Below are 15,128 nucleotides of genomic sequence, written 5' to 3'. Positions count from 1 at the left end.
CACATTATTCTACTTCCTATTCATCATCAATTAATGTTCTTTTCTAATTCAAAATGCCTTTATTACCTCACATTTAAAATTAAAGAGACTTTTATAATATCAATATATGTAATATTATACCTATAAACCTATATTATAACTATAAAAATAAAAAGGGTGGTAAAGCATGAAAAAGAAATCTATTTTATTTGTATTTTTAACCATACTAGCAACATTTATGTTATTTATAGAATTACCAGTAAAAGCTAGTAGTGAAGTTAATAAAGAAGATCCAGACATTTCTATTAACGATTATGAAGAATTAATTCAAAAAGATGTTTTATCTAATGATATAGATCATGAGACTTGGATTGATATAAATAAACAAATTCAACAAGAAGAATTTATTTATTTTTAAAAAAACAAAACTACTTATAACAAAAATTCTACGAAAGATATCTAAATTAATAAAGGAGATATATTAATATCCAATGGGACAAGTTCTGCTGGATTAACAGGACATGTTGGAATTGCAGTAAATTCAAATGAAGTCTTACATATAGCAGATATAAATAGTGTCCCTGAGGTTATTGGTATAGATAAATGGATTGAAACTTACGGATTAAAAGCTCCTGATAATGGATTTATTCCAACAAATACAGAGGTCTATAGAATGAAAAACACAAATAATCCACTTTTTTCTAGTATACCTATTAAAGCTACTGATTGGGCTCTTGAAAATTATGAAAACTTAAGATACGATTATGGAATTAATGCCGATTTATTTTCAACTAACCCAACCTACTGTTCAAAAATTGTTTGGCAAGCCTATTGGTTCGGAAATGATATTGGAGGCGGACAATGGAGACCTAGATTTATGGATATCCCTATAACAAAAGTTCCAACTCCATATGGCATGCCAACATATTTTAAAAATGATTTTGAACTTGAATTCATTACTACAATATAAAATTAACCAGATACAAAAAATACTAGTTTGTTTAGTTTTGCTTGTTACCAAAATTTCAGTCACCAATCCCCAGCAATATATTTATTATTATTAAAATAACTCTTATCAGCTGTAATCCACACATGAAAATGTGGATGATAATTGTCATGTTGTTCATTGTACGTTACTTCAAGCGAAAAATTACCACTTGAAAAAGATAAGACCTTTCGTTTTGTTTTTCGTACCGAAAGCCGTACTAAGCAAAAGCAAAATTTATTACGCTTTCGGTTTTGCTATTGTAACGGACAAAACCACTTAAGAATCCAACTGACATTAGTCAATTTGCATTTATCGATGGGAGTCTCAAAGAAGTAAGCTATTTACCTTTTTACTTTCCAAGCTACAACCCTATTTTTTTCCGTGTCCATCATTAATTCTATATCGTCTCCTACCTTCGGATTCCACAGTCCACGCTTAGTAGCTTTATCCAAAAAAACCCATTAACATACCAACCGCTACCAAATTTCTCAACACTTTTTGCATTTTCTTCAACAGGGGCAATATCCTTACCCCCTTCAGATTTAGCATTGGTTATGGAAATCAAGATAATAAAAGAGACTGCAATTATTCCACCTAATATAAACATTTTTTTCACACTATTCCCTCCATAACCATGGATCAACTCGTTATTACAATATAAAAATACCCGAGCGCTTACTGTACCATTACCAAAAATAAGAAAAGGGGAGGAATTTTAAAATTTTCCCCTTACGAATTTCCAAATTACCTTCCAACCTACAAATCAATCCCAAACATCTGTCATTATACATAATCCGCTTCCTACTTTCGGGTTCCATAATCCATGTTTAGCAGCCTTATCTAGAAACATTCCATTAACGTACCAACCATTGCCGAACTTTTCAACCGTATTTGCAACCATACAAAGATTTGGAGAAAAAATAGCCATTACTTAGGTCACCGATTTTACTTGCAGAAGTTTGGAATCCCAAAAATCCACTCAACAATAAAAATGTACCCAATGCAATACCAGCAATTTTCTTCATTTCCCCCAATCTTTCTCTTCACAATATTTTGACTCACTAAGCCCAATTACCAACTTCTCCAAGCTATCCGTAATACCTTCTTTTATTGCCATCGAAGTAAAAGAGGACAGTCCAAACTCGTTTAAAAAATCTCACGTTCATTAAATCTAAATAAAAAAGATACGGGAAGTTTTCCGTATCTTCTGTATCTCAATACACCACATGGACAGATATTGTCCCATCACTGTAAAGTGAAATTTGCACAGGTTGATTATCAACCTCATCGAAATAACAAATGTGATCTATGTCTAATCGCTCCCAGCTACCCTCTTGATATTTATCACCATAGCGATTTTTGAAATATTTTCTCGCCTCTTTTACTGATTTAAAATTAGGAAAATTTGCTTCATCCTGACGTGTTATTGGAAACGTGTTATTCACCTCCCAATCTAATTTTTTGTATCTCTTCTATGTCGATTTGATTTTATGTAAGTGTCCATGATATACGCTGAATTATCACAGAGTAACGGGAACCAATCATCAAACCTTTCATTCATTGCATAATCTAGTAAATCCTTCATTTCATGGATCGGTTCATAACAAATCATGGCATCTTGCTTTTCTCTAAAACACAAGCGAACAACAGACTGTAAGATTCATGGCTAACTACAAAAACCATGTAGCTGGCCATGAATCAATATTCTGTGTGTTCCATTGTGTTTCTTAACGAGTAAACGATGACGAAAACCAGGGGTAGCAGCCTAACGGCTACTTCTATTTAGTTTTATTTTCCTCCTTTGCCTTCCGAAATCGTAAAACAACGCAACGTCACTAAGTAAGCAATGTGCCGGGACCCCTATGCCCAACACATTGCTTACTAAGAGGTGGAATATAATAAGGTAAATATCTATGAACAAAAACTAACTAAACAACAAAAAGCTGACAATATATCATATTTACATAAAAGTAACTCCTCTTACATTTAAAAATGTCATTCATCATATTACTTTTTGATAACTTAAACAAATACCCACCAAGGACCATTTTCTTGATACAGCTTTATATTCAAGAAAATGGTATGATTATCTCTGGAATATAAAGGAGTTGCAGATAATGAAAAAACAATTGAGTAGAGAAGAAATATATATATAAATTAAGGAATTAAGTGAAGAAAGTAAAAACAAACCTAAAACATTAAAATCAAAAGACGGAGTTTTTCTTCTTGATCCAAATGATAAGTATCAAAAAGAATGGTTTGAAAATGATGAAGATTATGAATATGAGGAATATAAAAATGAATGAAAAATCTTCTTTTGAAACTGGGAAGATTTATACAATGTATGTACAATTTAGAGATAATGATGGCAACTTCATTGAGCCAAAAAAGGGTAAAATTCGTTCAGCGGTAATATATAAAGATCCAAAAGATGATACTATTTTCGCATGTCAAATGACTTCAAAAATTAATAAACCACTTTATAAAAAATGGCGTACTCATACAAGATATTCAAACAGCTGGCATAAAAAAACAATCTATTATTCGATTAGAATATCATAGTCGTTATAAAATAGAAAATTTTAAAAATTTAAAAGGGCCGCATGTCAAATGATCCGAACCTGATATTGATAATTTTCTTGAAAAGCTAATCGAAGTTATTCAAAAATAACACGAAATCGAAAATCTAAGTACAGAAAATAAAAATGATATTTTCTCTTTAGATGGATTGAAAGAGATTAAAACTCAATTAGAAAAAGAAAAAAGCAAGTCTAAACAATTAAATAAGAGCGAGATAACATTTGATGAGCGTTAATTTTTTTGAGAAAAATCGAGTTTATGATTGCTAACTTGAAATTACTTTATTATTCATCAACAATAATAGAGTAGGAGGGGAATTTTAATCCCTGTCCTCTCACACCACCGTATGTACGGTTCCGTATACGGCGGTTCAACCTTTTAAGTATCGTAACTCATAAAGTTGGGAATTGTCTTTTAATCCCCACTTTGTGAGTTTTTCTTTTGTTATCGTTTGATGGATGATTTGACTCTTAGATATCCTCCAATATCCCTTTGTAATCGTCAAGTAAAATGTTACAGTTTCCGACAATTAATTTGTTACACTTTCTTTCTCAAAAATAGAACTTCTATGTTTCATTCGATAACTATCTTCATTTAAATGAATAATCTCCACGCGATGCATGATTCTGTCTAAAATAGCTGTTGTAATTGCTGAATCTCCCAACAATTCACCCCATTCTTTAAACTTCATCGTTAGTGGAGTGTTTTCCTTTTTTGTATTTTTCCACTCTAAAATAGCAAAAACAAGCGTCACCCAAAAGAAAACTTGAACGATGGTACTAAAAATCGTCACGATGATGTTTGTAATAATAGTAATAATCATATTTTGAAGCGAAAGCGTGTCGTTATATTTGATAAAAAATTCAATGATGACAGAAAATAACGTGATGAAGACAATGATAGGAGTAAAGATCTTTAGGAATGTCATGTAGACATCGTAATAGCGCGGACCAATAAGGTGCGTCGGTCGATTGGAATAATGACTGTCTAAGAGGGCGGGATGTCCTAGCTTTTGTAGAACAAGTGTCACATCTTCATCTGTATAACCCTTGGTAACATACTTTCAATTTTTTCTTGGATTTTGATTGAAGTATCATCACGCATTTTTTTAGGAACACGCCTTGTGACTTCGTGGATGTATTGATGGATAAGGTTCATGAGATTTGCCTCCTTCTGAAGAGATAACTGGATCTTTTTTAAATTGTAATGTATACTAATTTTGCAGCATTGCTTCATGCATATCCTAGTTGTTTTCAATTGTTGAATCATTAAATATTTGGCGTTTCTAAGCGAATTTTTAGAAAAATAAAGAAGTGAATTGATTTAGGGTTTAGCTTATATTTTATTAATAACCTATTATAAAAATACAAATATTAAATTATATTACAAAATTGTAAATTAAGGTTTAATAATTATAATTTTTATTTGAGTGTTAAAGAATTTATAGAGCAAGAGGAAAAGTAGTTGTTTATTAATCTCTTTCATGCTTGATTCACATTGCTTATTTTTTATTTTTACGAGTCTGTTTTGAAAAAATAGTACACATAAGTTGATCTTTTTGCACTTTAGATATAAAATTAAAGTAGTAAAAATTTTGGAGTGAAAAACTATGGTTAAAACTAAACCGTTGAGAGTTATAGAGCTTTTTGCTGGAGTCGGAGGATTTCGTTTTGGGCTTGAAAAGGCGGATAAGGAAATGTTTGATGTAGTATGGGCAAATCAATGGGAACCATCAAGAAAATCACAAGATGCCTTTGAATGTTATGTTCGTAATTTTAAAAATGGCCAACATAGCAATGTAGACATCGCCACTGTTGAAGATGATTTTTTTGCTGAAATAAAACCGGATTTGTTAGTTGGTGGTTTCCCTTGTCAAGACTATTCTGTTGCTAGAACTAAATCTGGTGAGAAAGGAATACAAGGAAAAAAAGGAGTTTTATTTTGGGAGATTCAACGTGCAATGGGGAATGGATTACCGAAATATGTTCTTTTAGAAAATGTGGACAGGTTATTAAAAACTCCTGCATCACAGCGTGGAAGAGACTTTGCAGTTATGTTAAAAAGTTTTGATGATTTAGGATATGACGTGGAGTGGCGCGTAATCAATGCAGCGGAATATGGTTTTGCACAACGAAGAAGAAGAATTTTTATTTTTGCTTATCGAAGATCATTAAATTTTTCAAAACAACAACGTGCACTGACAGAGCAGGATGTTGTTTTTAAAAAAGGATTTTTTGCTAAACCTTTTCCAGTAGAAGAAAAGCCTTTTAAGGAACGTGTGAATGAAGGAAAGCTTTTAGAAGATATTGTTGAGATATCTGATAATTTTTCATTTGAATTTCATCCCGCTGGAGTAATGAGGGATGGAAAAATCTTCACATCACATGTAGTTCCAATTGAAAGAGAACCGATTACTTTAGGTGAAATTTTACAAGAAGAGGTTGATGAAAAGTATTATCTTATTCCAGAGCAAGAGAAAAAGTTTGAATATCTTCGGGGGGCAAAGAGAGAAGAAAGAGTGGCTAAGAATGGACATAAATACATGTATACAGAAGGCGGTATGTCTCCAGTTGACTCTTTAGATAAGCCTGGAAGAACGATGTTAACTAGTGAAGGATCAACAAATAGGAGTACTCATATTGTTGAGGTAAATGGTAAAAAAAGAATATTAACACCTGTTGAATGTGAGAGGCTAAATGGGTTTCCTGATAATTGGACAGAAGGCATGACTGATCGGATGAGATATTTTTGTATGGGAAATGCCTTAGTGGTGGGGTTAATAGAAATGATGGGAAGACGTATTGTTGAAATAGAAAAAAGTGAAATCATTACAGAAGAGCAATTGACATTCCTTTAAAAAGATGGACTAACAAAAATGTTAGTCCATTTAACTTATGGTATAATTTAACTTATACTAAAGGAGTGTAGGAAATGAAAGAATTTAATACTAAAGAAGAATTGATAGAATACGCTAAACAAGCAGAAACATTAACTTTTGGTGAAATAGATAAATATAATCGACTTTTTAATAAAAAATTAAAGGGTGGATTAGGTCAAATAATTGAAGAAAGTTATTTTGGTTACGAAATAAATTCGAATCAAGCTCCTGATTTTGAGGAATTAGGGGTAGAACTAAAGGTAACACCGATTAAAGAATTAAAAAATGGCCAAATATCAGCTAAAGAACGACTTGTCTTAAATATTATTAATTATGAAGTAGAGTATTTAAAGACTTTTGAAACATCCAGCTTTTGGAGTAAAAATGCTGACTTGTTAATCATGTTTTATTTATGGAGAAAACAGTGGGAAAGATCAGAGTACCCTATTACTAAAGTTATCTTGCATACATTTTCTGAAGAAGATTTACTTATTATCCAACAAGATTGGGAAACTATCATTCAAAAGATTCGTGATGGTAAAGCACATGAATTATCTGAAGGTGACACAAACTATTTAGGAGCGGTGACAAAAGGCAGTTCGAGTAAGTCAGTTAGAAAACAACCAAATAGTGATATTCCTGCAAAACAAAGGGCTTTTTCTTTAAAACAAAGTTATATGACAGCTTTAGCGCGGGAACAGATAACACAAAAAGACTTATTATATGCAACAAAACGAAAAGTACGAAAAAAGCAGAATGAAAAAATAGATGCTGTAATTAAAGATACAAATATTCTAAAAAAACAGAAGTTTGATAATTATGTTTTAAATTTGTTTGATTGCTATACTGGATGGACACGTGAACAATTAATAGAACAATTTGAGATTGTTAACAAAGGTGCTAAACACGTTAATTATCTTATCGTTCAAAAAATTTTAGGTGTGGGTGGAAATACAAAAGAAATTCATGCAAAGGAGTTTGAAAAAGCCAATATTGTAGCGAAAACAATTGAATTGAATAATGGGGATATCCCTGAAGAAAATTTAAAGATTGTTGAAATTAATGATTTTGAGGAGATTACAGAAGTCGAATGGGAAGATTCCTCATTATATAATACGTTAGAAGCTACTAAGTATCTTTTTATTATTTTTGATAAATTGAAAGATGGAACTGTTATTCTTCGTGGAGCGAAATTTTGGACAATGCCACCAAAAGAATTAGATGGAATAGTTCGAACAGTTTGGGAAAGCGAAAAAGCAAAATTTATTGAAGGTGTTCAATTAACTTATAAACCAGTAAATAATAAGAAAGGATATAAAATTTCAAATAATCTAGTAAAGCTTACGGATTGCAATATTATTCATCTTAGACCTAGCGCAGCTGAAGCCCAATATTGTCCGGCTTATAAAAATGAAAAAGGAAAGTCAATGAACAATGCCAAACGTCTACCGGCACCTGCGAAGTGGATCAATCGTCCAGAACATTTAAAAGATGTATTACAAGATGATTGGATGACAAAACAAGCATTTTGGCTGAATAAAGATTATATATTTAGACAGATAAAATAGGTGGTGCTTGAATTTATCAACATGGTTTCATGAAAGTTATTAATAATTTTTGGTATCTTGTAAAAAAGAAGAGCGTGAATGGGAAGCAAAGTGCTAAAGGACTGTAAATATTGCAAACATAAAACTCTGTTATCGTAACGAAAGGATAGGAGAGATAATTTTATTATTATGGGATTAATTCTAAGGAGTTGTTAATAATATGTTGAAAACAAGAAAAAATTTCAAATATTATTTTGATTATAAAAAATATACAAGGACGCTGGAGTTTTTAGAAAAATACTCCTGGAAACAAAAAGCCCCTATAGAAGTTGCTGATGATATGGCGTACGAACAAGATGATTTAGAATATAAATACTTGCCACAAGCTATGAAAGAACTATCACTAGAAGGAAAACACTCAGGTTTTGATTTAGATTCTAAAATTGTCCGATTAATTGAAATGAATGAGGATGAAGGAAAAGGCATTGATATTCATGATTTCGTTCCTTTAGAAGAGCTAGAAAAGAAGGGAAAATAAAGAACTATGGAGTTGAAAGTTATGCTTATTTTTTTCGGGTAATCGGAAAATAGTGTGGAAAGAGGGTTAAAAAGTATCCTCTTCCATAGCCTTAGACAGTGTGGAAAAATCAGCACCATAAATTTCTTCATGCACCCATTCATAACCAGTCTGTGACCAACTTGGGAATTGATCAGGTAACATTTTTCCAAAAGTAACTTCAACTTCTTTGAATTTCTTTTTCTTTTTAACTTTACGATAGCCTTGAGTAAACAAAATCTTTGCTCTAAGGGCTTCAAAAGAGTAACCACGACAACATGGTTCATTGTCTTAATCAAACGATTCAGGGACTCTGTATAAGCATTTGTAATGAGAGAATTGAAATAGTTGAATATTTCTTCTCCCCAATTATTCATAGCCTTGATCAGATCTTCAAAATAAGTCATTAATTCCTTAGGTACATTTGAACCCCAATTTTGATAGAGTTTATAGGCATCGTCGATTGATTTAGTTTCATAGATGTCAAAGAATTGCTCTTTGAGTTCATAAGCCTGTCCAAGTAATGGAAATTTTTGAGTCCATACTTGTAGCTTTATCTGGTCATCAAAGTCTGTTAAGTCTTTACTCCTTGTAAGAAGCTCATAACGATCTCTCATAAGTTGTCTACGTTCTTTAGATGTAACATTTTGACGGTTAGCTTTTCGAATTTTCTCTAAGGCTTCATTGGCTAATTTAACGACATGGACTTTGTCAATTACGATTTTGGCATGTGGTATCACTGTTTTAACAGCACTTTTATAAGGATTCCACATATCCATTGCTACAAGTTCAATTTTATCAATGTCTTGGAGCTTTGAAAGATAACCGATAACATTATCTTTATTACGTTTTTGTAAGATGTCAATTACTGACTTGTTTTCAACATCTGTGATGACATAACGATAGTTTTTAAGTAAATGGACTTCATCAATACCAAGCCATTTAGGAGTTCTAAAATCAGTTTGAGCTTCAAGCTCATCAACGTAGTCATTAAAGATGTTTCGTACAGTCTTTTCGTCAACGCCAATCTCTTTTGCAACACTGGTAAACGTTTTTTCAAGGCTTGCTTCTTGAATCCAATTAACTAGCCTAACAGTAACAGAACACCCTTCATCTATATCTGGAAGATTTTCAAAGAATGTAACCCCACACTCATTACATTTGGAACGTTGTCTTTTAACAAAGATGCCAACTCGTTTAGCATGCATCGGCAAATCAAAGAATAATTGTTCCTTTTTACCATGATTATATAGATTAGCAACCGTACCACATTTTGGGCAATAAGAAGGAAGTGGCAATATAGTCTCAACTAAGAACCTATAATCATATTCACTCTCCTTCATATCAAGAATCTTAAAACTTGGCAGATTGAGCATATTAGTTGTCATTATTTCATTTTCCTTTTTTTATTGAGCATCTAATAAGAAAATCATATGAATTGCAGTCAAATGAGAAAGGCATTACTTAGCTATCACAGTAATGCCTTCATTAGTAAAACAGGTTATTTAGAAAACAGTACACAATTGCTTAGTATTTCATCTGTGCCAAGTAAGGTAGCTTCTTCTATCCCCACGTTATTGGTTTCCATGAAAGCCTGTACTGCTTGGTAGCCTACTGCATAACCTGCAAATGGTGATGATAAGCCAACAGGTTGATAGCCTTGTTCCTTTGCAATGGTATCACCAAACATATAACTGCTGACCTCAGCAAATCCTTTAATATCTAAAGCATCCTTTATAACTTCTTTTGAATATTCTAAGTCCTTTTTATCAAAAGAAGTAACCCAAGGTCCTAAAAGATCTTCTCCATAAAGTTCTTTTGCAAATGACTCAGCTAAACCCTCTATAATTAAGTAATCACCAACAGTAACGTCTCCATGATCCCAATCAAAGTATGAAAAACGGATATTATGATGGAATTCATGTGCAATTACAGCAGGAATCCTTGGGATATTATGGGAGTTTGGATATATAGATACTTGAATAAACCCTGGAATTCCTCCAAAACCACAATAACCTTTTTGTAATTCGAGCTTCTTTGGGTCAGCTATATACATACCAAATCTCAATTCATCAGCATTAATATTTATATTATTTTTTTCAATAAAATCAAAACAATGATTCAAGGTGCTATTTGCTGTTTGAAGAGCCTGAATTTCTTTTAAACTTTCTAATGCTTGTCTTCCAGTTTGAGTATCTGATACATTAAGATAGCCAAGCATATTTGTAGCCATTATTACATCATACCCATTAGGTTGCTTTGCCTTTAATGGAACATTAATCATATTCCACATCTTTTCAAAGGGCTTCATCATTGAGTACCGATAAAAATTTTCTTTATCTTCTTCCATCGAAAACAATTTTTCGTATTGTTCAATTGTATCCTCAATTATTATTTTCATTGCTACCACCTCTTATTTGATTATTCGTAAAGACCTTCATCGCCTCACTCATGAGTTTTGCTAAACCCTCATCATACTGATCTATATTTTTTGTGAAGCGTTCATCATTAATATAAAGTTGACCTAATCCATAAAAGGCATCAAGAGAGTACTTACTAAAGTTTTCATTTAAAAAGTCATACCATTCTTTAATTGATGCTTGTACCTCTTGAGATTCGGGGGATTGATCACGAAGGCATGCAAGTTTATTAAAGATCATATCCCATCTATCAGATAAATCATTTTGTTCATCTTTGGACATTCCATTTAGTTTTGCGTTTATCTCATCGATAGATTGATTTCCCCAACGGCGACGAGCCTCTTCTTCAAATTGGTTGAATCCTATGTTAATTCCCTCAAACCTCTCTTCATTCGTCATTTGTATTTCTCCCGCCATATGTTTAATCGTCTTATCAATGGTTTTAATCATTTTATCGACTTTATTTCGTTTCTCAATTAACATTTTTCGTTGTAAAATCAATGCTTCTTGTCGGTTAAATGAAGGGCTGTTAATAATCTTTTTAATTTCCTTTAAGGTAAATCCAAGTTCCCTGAAAAATAATATTTGTTGTAATGTTTCAAGGTTTTCTTCTGAATAGAGTCGATAACCAGAATCAGTGATTTCTTTTGGGGTCAACAATTCAATCTGGTCATAATGATGAAGTGTACGAATACTAACACCAACCAATTCTGCCACTTCTTTTACCTTCATATTCATCACTTTGCACCTCCTTCAATTACCACTATAAAGTATTACGTTACGTTAGAGTCAATAGAAAGAAGATACTTTATGAAAAGGGGTTTTGTATTGAAATACTTATAAATGGAGAGTTTTTTTGTGAGCAATAATGAGGGTTTATAATAATTCCACACGATAATCCGAATACCCTTTTTTTCTCATTCTCATTTAATTATCGAGAAGATTAGAACAGATACAGTACCATTATCTGTTTTAAGTGAAGGGAAAAGTAGTCAAAATGCTTATATCCTTTGAATTAATAAAGTTGTTATTCCTAAAGTGCTTTCTTATAAGGTACATATTATTCTACTACTTTGTTCTGATCCGTATCCCAACAGTCGATAATTTAATTTATTCGGATCATGTTTCGTAATATACGCTTTATAAAAGTGGTTCAGGTAATCATTATCATGATCCTTTTTCCAGATAATGATTAATTTACGATGGAGCTTTTCAGCGTATAACTCAAATACTTTCGTTTTTCTTCCTTTATCTAGTGCACTATCAAACTCACCCAAAAGGATAAAGCTCGGATTTGTACCAAGTTTTTGCAATAATGCTAACGCAAAGAGTATAGAACTGAGCATATCTAATTAGTTATATTTGTAAAAAAGTATCATATTGAGGATTCATCCACATTTTTGGTGAATTTCATAAAGAAGTAGTAAGTTGAAATAATAATTCCCCCTCTAAATCTGCTGAAACTGAAATATAAAATCTTCCTATATTTTACAAGTTGGGTAAATGACTTTTATGAAAAATCCACTTTATAACATGACTGCAACCGCAAGTTGACAAAGTGCAACTCCCACATGGTAGAGGCAAGAACGATGTTTTTCTAAGATATAGGTAGTCAGAAGAAAGGAGGAGTACTTGAGTTGAAATTCAGAAAATAAGGAGAGAAAAAAGTAATGAAACAAGTATCGATAATTGGAGTTATTTTTACTGTAGGAGTATTAGTTTTTTTAAAAGTTTTTCAGGACTCCGTACCAAGAATTAGTGAACCAATATCAAATACACTCGTCATTTTTGGATTCATCATTTTTGTTGTTTTATATGGCATATCACAAATGAAAAAAAATAATAAACAAAAATAAAGAAATGGAGACAAATGATGGATAAAATTTTAGAAGTTGAAAGTGTGAATAAAACTTATGCAAATTCGCAATTTGAGCTAAAAGACATCACATTTTCCATACCTTATGGTTCAATTGTCGGCTTTATTGGTGAGAATGGTGCTGGGAAAACATCAACAATGAGTGCAATATTAGGTATATTGAAAAAGAATAGTGGTTCCATAAAAATTTTTAATCAAGAGATGAATGATTCAAATAAAAAATTAAAAGAACAGATTGGTGTTGTTTTTGATCAGATGAATTTTTCTAGTAATCTAAATGTGATTCAACTTTCAAATATGTTAAGCTGTATTTATCAACAATGGGATAAGGAGAAGTACTTCCATTACATCGAAGTCTTCTCTTTACCTAAAGAGAAAAATATAGGGAAATTTTCACGTGGAATGTCGATGAAATTATCTATTGCAGTTGCTCTCTCGCACAATACAAAGTTACTAATTTTAGATGAAGCAACAGCTGGTTTAGATCCCAAAGCTCGTAATGAAATGTTGGATGTGTTTTTAGATTTTGTAAAAGATGGGGATCGGTCAATTTTACTATCTTCGCATATTACAAGTGATATTGAAAAAATTGCAGATTATCTCATCTTTATTAAAAACGGAAAGATCATTTTACAGACAAGTAAAAAGGAATTATTGGGTAATTACGCGATTGTCGAGTGCAAGCCAACTGAACTAAAGCAAATAGATTCCCGTGTCATGGTGTTATATAAAAATAATGCCGATATGTTGGAAGTGCTTGTTTCAGATAAACATACATTACCTGCTTCATTTCAAATAAAAGAGAACCCGCTAGATGAGATTACTTTATTTTTGATGAAAGGGGATTGTCATGAAGGGGCTCATTCTTAACAATTTTTATTCAGTGAAAAAAAGCGTGAAATCATCCTCCTTATTGACGGTTGTCGCGGTAGTTTTGTTGTTTCTAACTAATCAATCAGCAGCGTTGAAGTTAGCAGCATTTTTACCATTTGTACTTATACCTGTTCATGCGTTTGAAGTATTGAAGTATGACGCTATGTCAGGGTGGAATAAATATGAGCTCGTACTTCCTGTAACAAGAGAAAGAATTGTTGAAAGTAAATATTTGACCTTCATCTTGCTGATTATTTTAAGCTTTTTATTAGTTTTTAGTATTGCCTTTTCCATTCATATGCTTATGTTCCCAACTATTCATTCTATATTTATAAATTATTTGCTACGTGGTATGGGGTTAATCATATGTATTGCTTCTTTCATCTATCCATTAACCTACAAGCTTGGAATTGAAAAGTCTGATTCGATTATGATGGGAAGTGTAGTCTTTTCCTTAGGTATGTTTTTTGTAATAGATTTTATGCTCGAAATGATAGATGTAGAAGGTTTTGATGAAAAGTTTTCCTCTATTTTCTTCATCGTATCGATTCTATTTTTAATTATTTCTTATGTGGTTTCTATAAATATATACAAAAATAAAGAGTTTTAAAGTCATTATAGATGGAAGGAGTTAAAAATAAGTGACATTTGGTGAAAAGCTTTTTAAATTGAGAAAAGAAAGAGGGCTTTCCCAAGAGGCTTTAGCAGAAAAATTGCACACATCAAGACAGGCCATAAGCAAATGGGAGAATGGTCAAGGGTATCCTGAGTTGGAAAAACTTTTGATGCTCGGAAATATATTCGGGGTCTCTATGGACTATTTGTTAAAGGATTCTGCCGAGCCTAGCAATGATAAAGAGGCAGGATATTATGTAAGTAAAGAAATGGCAGAGGGGTATGTATTGTCTGCTCATAAGGTTTCTAAGTATATGGCATTAGGATATTTTTTAGTTGCTTTATCTACCATTCCTTACTTTATCTTTAATCAAGATCCAGCAATTTATATCATTCCCACCATCATTTTAGCTACATTTGGAATAGGGATGTTTGTTTCTGTTTCGTTTATAGAAGAAAATCGATATAAAATACTAAAGGAAGAGTCTTTAATTTTTGATGAAAAATACCTCAATGAGTTCTCCACAAGATACGAAAATATGAAAAAAAAATATGGTGTTATTAATCTCATAGGCATGTGCTTATTTGTTGCAGGACTCTTAGCCTTTGGGATAGATAGAAAGTATATTACTTCGGAATTTTTAGTACCTTATTACCCTGTCTGTATAGGAATGATTGCAATTGGCCTGTACATTATTACACGAATTTCAATCGTATTTAATGCATATAAACTTTTGGCAAAAAATGAGGAGTACACCAATAGTTTTGGTTATAAATTTCGAAGGAAGATAAGAAAAAAGGTTGATAATTTTTAAC

The 15,128-nt window shown here is 32.0% G+C and carries 16 protein-coding genes and 2 pseudogenes; 10 read left to right on the top strand and 8 right to left on the bottom strand.

Features of this window, described 5'->3' with window-relative positions; all coding sequences use genetic code 11:
• The first annotated feature begins 166 nt into the window (after window positions 1–166).
• Together BN1372_RS13595 and BN1372_RS13590 are read left to right on the top strand one after the other, a co-directional pair.
• The gene (locus tag BN1372_RS13595; RefSeq protein ID WP_062200837.1) at window positions 167–397 is read left to right on the top strand and encodes a hypothetical protein; all 231 of its coding nucleotides are present in this window, start codon (window positions 167–169) and stop codon (window positions 395–397) included.
• Between the two features lie 255 nt (window positions 398–652).
• Window positions 653–949 carry a hypothetical protein gene (locus BN1372_RS13590; RefSeq protein ID WP_062200835.1) on the top strand — a complete coding sequence of 99 codons (297 nt, stop codon included), beginning with the start codon at window positions 653–655 and terminating at the stop codon, window positions 947–949.
• A 59-nt stretch (window positions 950–1,008) separates the two neighbouring features.
• Here the strand turns inward: BN1372_RS13590 and BN1372_RS15915 are convergent.
• From BN1372_RS15915 to BN1372_RS15910, 4 genes and pseudogenes are all read right to left on the bottom strand, one after another.
• Window positions 1,009–1,113: pseudogene (locus BN1372_RS15915) on the bottom strand (protein rep); the annotation flags it as partial.
• Window positions 1,114–1,376: 263 nt separating this feature from the next.
• Window positions 1,377–1,583, bottom strand: coding sequence for a hypothetical protein (locus BN1372_RS13585; protein WP_062200833.1), 207 nt, complete (start codon window positions 1,581–1,583; stop codon window positions 1,377–1,379).
• Between the two features lie 265 nt (window positions 1,584–1,848).
• Window positions 1,849–1,992: a hypothetical protein gene (locus tag BN1372_RS15390; protein ID WP_187118414.1), complete on the bottom strand. Its 144-nt coding sequence runs from the start codon at window positions 1,990–1,992 to the stop codon at window positions 1,849–1,851.
• Between the two features lie 428 nt (window positions 1,993–2,420).
• A complete protein-coding gene (locus BN1372_RS15910) occupies window positions 2,421–2,552 on the bottom strand; it encodes a hypothetical protein (RefSeq protein WP_407656476.1) in 132 nt (43 codons plus the stop codon).
• Window positions 2,553–3,265: 713 nt separating this feature from the next.
• Here BN1372_RS15910 and BN1372_RS13575 point away from each other — a divergent pair.
• Window positions 3,266–3,529: a hypothetical protein gene (locus BN1372_RS13575; RefSeq protein ID WP_147515389.1), complete on the top strand. Its 264-nt coding sequence runs from the start codon at window positions 3,266–3,268 to the stop codon at window positions 3,527–3,529.
• A gap of 547 nt (window positions 3,530–4,076) precedes the next feature.
• Here the strand turns inward: BN1372_RS13575 and BN1372_RS15905 are convergent.
• Window positions 4,077–4,229, bottom strand: a pseudogene (locus tag BN1372_RS15905) (ATP-binding protein); the annotation flags it as partial.
• A gap of 927 nt (window positions 4,230–5,156) precedes the next feature.
• On the opposite strand from BN1372_RS15905, the gene dcm reads away from it, so the two are divergent.
• The 3 genes from dcm to BN1372_RS13555 all read left to right on the top strand — a co-directional run bounded on the left by dcm (window position 5,157) and on the right by BN1372_RS13555 (window position 8,510).
• On the top strand, window positions 5,157–6,404 hold the full coding sequence (dcm, locus tag BN1372_RS13565; RefSeq protein WP_062200494.1) for a DNA (cytosine-5-)-methyltransferase: 1,248 nt from the start codon (window positions 5,157–5,159) through the stop codon (window positions 6,402–6,404).
• A 74-nt stretch (window positions 6,405–6,478) separates the two neighbouring features.
• Window positions 6,479–7,993, top strand: a complete 1,515-nt coding sequence (locus BN1372_RS13560) for a Sau3AI family type II restriction endonuclease (protein ID WP_062200491.1) — start codon at window positions 6,479–6,481, stop codon at window positions 7,991–7,993.
• Window positions 7,994–8,192: 199 nt separating this feature from the next.
• Window positions 8,193–8,510 (top strand): hypothetical protein, encoded by a 318-nt coding sequence (locus BN1372_RS13555; RefSeq protein ID WP_074018196.1) that lies wholly within the window; start codon window positions 8,193–8,195, stop codon window positions 8,508–8,510.
• Here BN1372_RS13555 and BN1372_RS13550 read toward each other — a convergent pair.
• The 3 genes from BN1372_RS13550 to BN1372_RS13540 all read right to left on the bottom strand — a co-directional run bounded on the left by BN1372_RS13550 (window position 8,465) and on the right by BN1372_RS13540 (window position 11,686).
• Window positions 8,465–9,916, bottom strand: a complete 1,452-nt coding sequence (locus BN1372_RS13550) for an ISL3 family transposase (protein ID WP_062200487.1) — start codon at window positions 9,914–9,916, stop codon at window positions 8,465–8,467. The two genes, BN1372_RS13555 and BN1372_RS13550, sit on opposite strands and share 46 nt — an antisense overlap.
• 113 nt (window positions 9,917–10,029) lie before the next feature.
• Entirely contained in the window at window positions 10,030–10,929 is a 900-nt protein-coding gene (locus BN1372_RS13545; RefSeq protein WP_062200484.1) for a DUF2268 domain-containing putative Zn-dependent protease, read from the bottom strand.
• Window positions 10,913–11,686: a MerR family transcriptional regulator gene (locus BN1372_RS13540; RefSeq protein ID WP_062200481.1), complete on the bottom strand. Its 774-nt coding sequence runs from the start codon at window positions 11,684–11,686 to the stop codon at window positions 10,913–10,915. The genes BN1372_RS13545 and BN1372_RS13540 overlap by 17 nt, the downstream gene beginning before the upstream one ends.
• Before the next feature lie 932 nt (window positions 11,687–12,618).
• Between BN1372_RS13540 and BN1372_RS13535 the strand changes: the two genes are divergently transcribed.
• Genes BN1372_RS13535 through BN1372_RS13520 form a run of 4 tightly spaced genes read left to right on the top strand, consistent with a single transcriptional unit; the run spans window position 12,619 to window position 15,127 of the window.
• Window positions 12,619–12,804, top strand: coding sequence for a hypothetical protein (locus BN1372_RS13535; protein WP_062200479.1), 186 nt, complete (start codon window positions 12,619–12,621; stop codon window positions 12,802–12,804).
• Between the two features lie 17 nt (window positions 12,805–12,821).
• Window positions 12,822–13,694 (top strand): ABC transporter ATP-binding protein, encoded by an 873-nt coding sequence (locus tag BN1372_RS13530; protein ID WP_062200475.1) that lies wholly within the window; start codon window positions 12,822–12,824, stop codon window positions 13,692–13,694.
• Entirely contained in the window at window positions 13,675–14,307 is a 633-nt protein-coding gene (locus BN1372_RS13525) for an ABC-2 transporter permease (RefSeq protein ID WP_062200473.1), read from the top strand. Before BN1372_RS13530 ends, BN1372_RS13525 begins: the two co-directional genes overlap by 20 nt.
• 31 nt (window positions 14,308–14,338) lie before the next feature.
• Entirely contained in the window at window positions 14,339–15,127 is a 789-nt protein-coding gene (locus tag BN1372_RS13520; RefSeq protein ID WP_062200470.1) for a helix-turn-helix domain-containing protein, read from the top strand.
• Window position 15,128: the final 1 nt, after the last annotated feature.

Origin of the sequence: Massilibacterium senegalense, from assembly GCF_001375675.1 — a bacterium.
Lineage (GTDB): Bacteria > Bacillota > Bacilli > Bacillales > Massilibacteriaceae > Massilibacterium > Massilibacterium senegalense.
This window is presented reverse-complemented; position numbering and strand designations above follow the sequence as displayed.

Bases quoted from the DNA above. Each gene is read 5' to 3' on its own strand.
- BN1372_RS13540 (WP_062200481.1), bottom strand. From the start codon at position 11,686: ATGAATATGAAGGTAAAAGAAGTGGCAGAATTGGTTGGTGTTAGTATT.
- BN1372_RS13555 (WP_074018196.1), top strand. From the start codon at position 8,193: ATGTTGAAAACAAGAAAAAATTTCAAATATTATTTTGATTATAAAAAA.
- BN1372_RS13595 (WP_062200837.1), top strand. From the start codon at position 167: ATGAAAAAGAAATCTATTTTATTTGTATTTTTAACCATACTAGCAACA.
- BN1372_RS13530 (WP_062200475.1), top strand. From the start codon at position 12,822: ATGGATAAAATTTTAGAAGTTGAAAGTGTGAATAAAACTTATGCAAAT.
- BN1372_RS13545 (WP_062200484.1), bottom strand. From the start codon at position 10,929: ATGAAAATAATAATTGAGGATACAATTGAACAATACGAAAAATTGTTT.
- BN1372_RS13525 (WP_062200473.1), top strand. From the start codon at position 13,675: ATGAAGGGGCTCATTCTTAACAATTTTTATTCAGTGAAAAAAAGCGTG.
- BN1372_RS13550 (WP_062200487.1), bottom strand. From the start codon at position 9,916: ATGACAACTAATATGCTCAATCTGCCAAGTTTTAAGATTCTTGATATG.
- BN1372_RS13560 (WP_062200491.1), top strand. From the start codon at position 6,479: ATGAAAGAATTTAATACTAAAGAAGAATTGATAGAATACGCTAAACAA.
- BN1372_RS15390 (WP_187118414.1), bottom strand. From the start codon at position 1,992: ATGAAGAAAATTGCTGGTATTGCATTGGGTACATTTTTATTGTTGAGT.
- dcm (WP_062200494.1), top strand. From the start codon at position 5,157: ATGGTTAAAACTAAACCGTTGAGAGTTATAGAGCTTTTTGCTGGAGTC.
- BN1372_RS13590 (WP_062200835.1), top strand. From the start codon at position 653: ATGAAAAACACAAATAATCCACTTTTTTCTAGTATACCTATTAAAGCT.
- BN1372_RS15910 (WP_407656476.1), bottom strand. From the start codon at position 2,552: ATGAAGGATTTACTAGATTATGCAATGAATGAAAGGTTTGATGATTGG.
- BN1372_RS13575 (WP_147515389.1), top strand. From the start codon at position 3,266: ATGAATGAAAAATCTTCTTTTGAAACTGGGAAGATTTATACAATGTAT.
- BN1372_RS13535 (WP_062200479.1), top strand. From the start codon at position 12,619: ATGAAACAAGTATCGATAATTGGAGTTATTTTTACTGTAGGAGTATTA.